The sequence below is a fragment of the Longimicrobium sp. genome, assembly GCF_036280135.1.
Lineage (GTDB): Bacteria > Gemmatimonadota > Gemmatimonadetes > Longimicrobiales > Longimicrobiaceae > Longimicrobium.
Map to the genome: position 1 here is coordinate 1 of NZ_DASURI010000687.1, position 4,784 is coordinate 4,784.

Genomic DNA, 4,784 nt, shown 5'->3' on the forward strand with positions numbered 1-4,784 from the left:
ACTCGCGCCCCTCGCTCACCTGGGACGACCTGCCGTTCCTCCGCGCGCGGACAAAGCTGCCCATCGTGCTCAAGGGCATCCTGCACCCGGACGATGCGCGGCAGGCGGTGGACGCGGGGATGGACGGCATCATCGTCAGCAACCACGGTGGGCGGCAGGTGGACGGTGCCATCGCCACGCTGGACGCGCTGCCGCCCATCATCCAGGCCGTGGATGGCCGCATCCCCGTGCTGATGGACAGCGGCGTGCGCTCCGGCGCGGACGTCTTCAAGGCGATCGCGTTGGGCGCCCGCGCCGTGTGCATCGGCCGGCCGTACGTGTACGGGCTGGCGCTGGCGGGCGCGGAGGGCGTGGCGGAGGTCATCCGCAACCTGCTGGCGGACTTCGAGCTCACGATGGGCCTGGCCGGCTGCCGCTCGCTCGCGGAGATCACGGCGGAGTCGATCGTCCGCGCGCGCGGCGGCGGGTGGTAGGGGAGGGAAGTGCGTGAGTGCGTGAGTGCGTGAGTGCGTGAGTGGCGCGATCCGCGGCACGAGCGCGGTCGTTGTACAGCGCCCCTCCCCCGCGCCGCGTCATCCTGAGGGAGCGCTTCGCGAACTCGATGCGGCACAGGACTTTGGGCGCGACCGAAGGATCTTGTGTGCGAGACGCCGGGCCGGAATCCGTGCACGAGGGCCGCCGCAGAGGTTCGCGGGCAAGATCCTTCGTCGCCGCCATGGTCCCGCGCGTGGGCTGGGACCACGCGGCGGCTCCTCAGGATGACGCATCTCGCGGAAATGAGGATGTTCATCCACGTTGAGAAGCCTCTCGCTCCGCGCCGCGTCATCCTGAGGCAGCGCCCGCGCGAACCCGATGCGGCACAGGACTTTGGGCGCGACCGAAGGATCTTGTGTGCGAGACTCGGGGGCTGATTCCGTGCACGGGGGTCGCCGCAGAGGTTCGCGGGCAAGATCCTTCGTCGCCGCCATGGTTCCGCGCGTGGGCTGGAGCACGCGGCGGCTCCTCAGGATGACGCATCTCGCTCGTGGTATAGGACCCAGGGCCCGCCCGCGCGATCAGCCCGCATCATCCAGCGTTAAGCGCGGTTCAACCTCCCCAGGGTTTTTGGGGGAGGTGGGCGAGCTCCGCGAGCCCGGAGGGGGCGCTCGCGCGGTCCCCGATGATTGGCAAACATTTTGGACGTGTCTGGGGTATCGTGACCGCTCCACACCGGATCTCGCTCCAACCCATACCGGTTCGCATCACATGAGGTTGCAGGTACGCCCCCTGATCGCCACCGTGCTCGCGCTGCTGTTCGCGGGCGCGCTGCACGCCCAGTCTGGCCAGACCATCCGCGGCCGCGTGGTGGACCGCAACACCAACGAGCCCATCCCCACCGTCTCCATCCGCATCACCGATGCGACCGGGGACGTGTCCGTGACGGGGCAGACCAACCCCGTGGGCCAGTTCTCCATCCGCGTCCCCATCGCGGGCACCTACACCGTCACGGCCGAGCGCATCGGCTACAGCGTCTTTACCTCCGGGCCCGTGCCGGTGGCCACGGGCGCCACGGTGGACGTGGAGGTGCGGATGGCCTCCGCCACGCTGGCGCTGGACTCGGTGGACGTGCGCGTGCGCCAGACGCCGCCGTTTCGCGACGCGCGCGCCCGCACCTTCTACGACCGCGTGGAGCGCGGCCGCGGCGTGTACCTCACGCCCGAGCAGCTGGCCCTGCGGCGCAGCACACAGATCCCGGACCTGCTGCGGCACATGCGCGGCATGAACGTAGATGCCCTGAGCGAGCGCATCACCATGGGCGTCTCCGCCGCGCGCCGCTGCACGCCCACGTTCTACATCAACGGCTACCGCCGCCGCCTGTACGACCGGCTGACGGACTACGTGGCCCGCGAGCGGCTGTGGGCCGTGGAGGTCTACACGGCCCCCGAGGACGCGCCCCCGCAGTTCCCGCCCGACGACAACGAGAACTGCGGCGTCATCGTCATCTGGACGCTGGACGCGTAACGGACGGATCGGCGGAGCACGAGCGGCGGCGCGGGAAAAGATCCGCGCCGCCGCTCGTTTTCGTCCCCCCCGGATGATCCCTGGAATCAGGTGGTCAGAAATCACCCGCGGCCGCCGTTGCATAGCGACCACAAGTTTGTCGACATCCTGCAGGCATCTGGGTTGTCCCGCCGACTCCAGGCTCACCCCCCGCCGATCCCTTCCATGAAGCTCACCGTTTTCGCCGCCGCGATCGTCTCCCTGCTGTTCGCGGGCACGCTGCGCGCCCAGGGCCCGGAACAGGCCATCCGCGGCCGCGTGGTGGACCGCGGCACGGGCGAGCCCATCGCCAGCGTCTCCATCCGCGTCACGGACGCCGACGGCGCCCTGGCCACGGGCCAGTCCAACCAGGCGGGCCTCTTCTCCATCCGCCTGCCCGGTGCGGGCACCTGGACGGTGGCGGCGGAGCGCATCGGCTACGAGGACTTCACCTCGCCCCCGGTGGACGTGGCGCCGGGCGCCGTGCTGGAGGTGCAGGTGCGGATGGCCCCCGCCACGCTGGCGCTGGACTCCGTGGGCGTGCGCGTGCGCCAGACGCCGCCGTTTCGCGACGTGCGCGCCCGGCAGTTCTACGACCGCATGGAGCGCAACCGCGGCGTGTTCCTTTCGCCCGAACGCCTGGCGGAGCAGCGCGGCACGCGGACGGTGGACCTGTTTCGCCACGTGCGCAGCGTGAACGTAGAAAAAATCGACGAGCACATCAGCATGAGAATCTCGACGAACCGGCGCTGCGTGCCCACCTTTTACATCGACGGCCGCCGGCACCGCCTGACGGAGCGGCTGAACGACGTGATCGACCGCAACCGGCTGTGGGCCATCGAAGTCTACACGTCGCCGGACGATGTGCCGGCCGCGTTCCCCCCGGCGAGCGCGTACTGCGGCGTCATCGTCATCTGGACGCTGGACGCGTGACGGTCGATGCGGCGGATGAAAGACGAAGCGGCGGCGCGGACCCGGTTCCGCGCCGCCGCTTCGTTTCCATTCTCCCTGGCGGATGCCGACCCGGAGAGTTGATGCGTCAGAAACCAACCCGTCCCGCCGTTCAGGACGCCGGTCGGACAGTACCGCGACTTTCACGCCCTGTCGCGTGGTATCTCCCCCTCGCGATCTCCAGATGCGGTCCCATCCCCCACCCCATTTACGGATGATCTCCTCCGGCAAGACATCGCTTTGGGCCGCCCTGATCGCGCTGCTGCTCTCCGGCGCGATCCACGCCCAGGATCCCGGGCCGGCCATCCGCGGCCGCGTGGTGGACCGCGGCACGGGCGAGCCCATCGCCAGCGTCGCCATCCGCGTCACGGACGCGGATGGCGCGGTGGCGACGGGGCAGTCCAACCAGGCGGGGCTGTTCTCCATCCGCCTGCCGGGGGCGGGCACCTGGACCGTGGCGGCGGAGCGCATCGGCTACGCGGACTTCACCTCGCCGCCGGTGGACGTGGCGCCGGGCGCCGTGCTGGAGGTGCAGGTGCGGATGGCGCCCGCCACGCTGGCGCTGGACTCCGTCGACGTGCGCGTGCGCCGGACGCCGCCCTTTCGTGACGCGCGCGCACGGCAGTTCTACGATCGCATGGAGCGAGCCGGCGGGCGGTTCATCACCCCGGAGCAGATCGCGGAGCGTCGCGGGATGCGGTCGGCGGACATGCTGCGCCACGTGCCGGGCATGGACGTCCGCGGCGACGAGAACCTGATCATGGGCTCCACGCCGCGCACCCGCTGCAGGCCCACGATCTACATCAACGGCGTGGCCCGCATTCTCTATGGATCCGTGGACGATTACGTGGACCGGTCGCGTCTCTGGGGCGTGGAGGTCTACCGCGAACCGTACGATGCGCCACCCGGCTTTCCCCCGGTTCACAACAACCGCTGCGGGGTGATCGTGATCTGGACGCTGGACTCGTAGGACGCGGCAGGCCGCACGCGCGGGACGGCCGTCCCGCGCATCTCCTCCCATCCAATCCCGCCCATGCGCATCCGCACACCATTCCCCGTCCTCGCCGCCGTGCTCGCGCTCGTCGTCGCCGCCTCGGCGCATGCGCAGCGCGCGGAACAGGCCATCCGCGGCCGCGTCGTGGACCGGGCCACGGGCGAACCCATCGCCAGCGTGGCCATCCGCGTCACGGACGCCGCCGGCGCGGTGGCCACGGGCCGGTCCAACCAGGCGGGCCTGTTCTCCATCCGCCTGCCGGGCGCGGGCACCTGGACGGTGGCGGCGGAGCGCATCGGCTACGACGACTTCACGTCGCCTGCCGTGGAGGTAGCGCCGGGCGCGACGCTGGAGGTGCAGGTGCGGATGGCGCCCGCCGCCCTGGCGCTGGACTCCGTGGGCGTGCGCGTGCGCCAGGTGCCGGCGTTTCGCGACGTGCGCGCCGCGGCGTTCTACACCCGCATGGAACAGGGACGCGGGGTGTACCTCTCGCCCGAGCGCATCGCCCAGCAGCGCGACACCCGGACGGTGGACCTGCTGCGCACCATGCGCGCGATGAAGGTGGAGGGACGCAACGAGGTGATCAGCATGGACGTGGGCGTCTACACGTGCGTGCCCACCTTCTATATCAACGGATATCGCCGGCGCCTGTACGGCAGCCGGCTCAACGACCTGATCGACCGGCGGAGGCTGTGGGCCATGGAGGTGTACACCCGCCCGGAGGACGCGCCGCCCGGCTTTCCGCCCACGGACAACTACCGCTGCGGCGTGGTCGTGATCTGGACGCTGGACGCGTAGCGGGCGAGGCGGCGGATGAAAG

General features: G+C 70.6%; 5 protein-coding genes. All 5 read left to right on the top strand.

Features of this window, described 5'->3' with window-relative positions:
- Positions 1-473, top strand: a 473-nt coding sequence (locus tag VFZ20_RS22250; protein ID WP_329686149.1) for an alpha-hydroxy-acid oxidizing protein, incomplete at its 5' end; no start/stop codon positions are given.
- 772 nt (positions 474-1,245) lie between these two features.
- Positions 1,246-2,001 carry a carboxypeptidase-like regulatory domain-containing protein gene (locus VFZ20_RS22255; RefSeq protein ID WP_329686150.1) on the top strand — a complete coding sequence of 252 codons (756 nt, stop codon included), beginning with the start codon at positions 1,246-1,248 and terminating at the stop codon, positions 1,999-2,001.
- Positions 2,002-2,205: 204 nt separating this feature from the next.
- Positions 2,206-2,952: a carboxypeptidase-like regulatory domain-containing protein gene (locus VFZ20_RS22260; protein WP_329686151.1), complete on the top strand. Its 747-nt coding sequence runs from the start codon at positions 2,206-2,208 to the stop codon at positions 2,950-2,952.
- 232 nt (positions 2,953-3,184) lie between these two features.
- Positions 3,185-3,940 carry a carboxypeptidase-like regulatory domain-containing protein gene (locus VFZ20_RS22265; RefSeq protein WP_329686152.1) on the top strand — a complete coding sequence of 252 codons (756 nt, stop codon included), beginning with the start codon at positions 3,185-3,187 and terminating at the stop codon, positions 3,938-3,940.
- Between the two features lie 63 nt (positions 3,941-4,003).
- Positions 4,004-4,762 carry a carboxypeptidase-like regulatory domain-containing protein gene (locus VFZ20_RS22270; protein ID WP_329686153.1) on the top strand — a complete coding sequence of 253 codons (759 nt, stop codon included), beginning with the start codon at positions 4,004-4,006 and terminating at the stop codon, positions 4,760-4,762.
- The last annotated feature ends 22 nt before the right edge of the window (positions 4,763-4,784 follow it).

What these genes read in the sequence shown, in the direction of transcription:
- VFZ20_RS22255 (WP_329686150.1), top strand. Translation starts at nt 1,246, where the DNA reads ATGAGGTTGCAGGTACGCCCCCTGATCGCCACCGTGCTCGCGCTGCTG.
- VFZ20_RS22260 (WP_329686151.1), top strand. Translation starts at nt 2,206, where the DNA reads ATGAAGCTCACCGTTTTCGCCGCCGCGATCGTCTCCCTGCTGTTCGCG.
- VFZ20_RS22265 (WP_329686152.1), top strand. Translation starts at nt 3,185, where the DNA reads ATGATCTCCTCCGGCAAGACATCGCTTTGGGCCGCCCTGATCGCGCTG.
- VFZ20_RS22270 (WP_329686153.1), top strand. Translation starts at nt 4,004, where the DNA reads ATGCGCATCCGCACACCATTCCCCGTCCTCGCCGCCGTGCTCGCGCTC.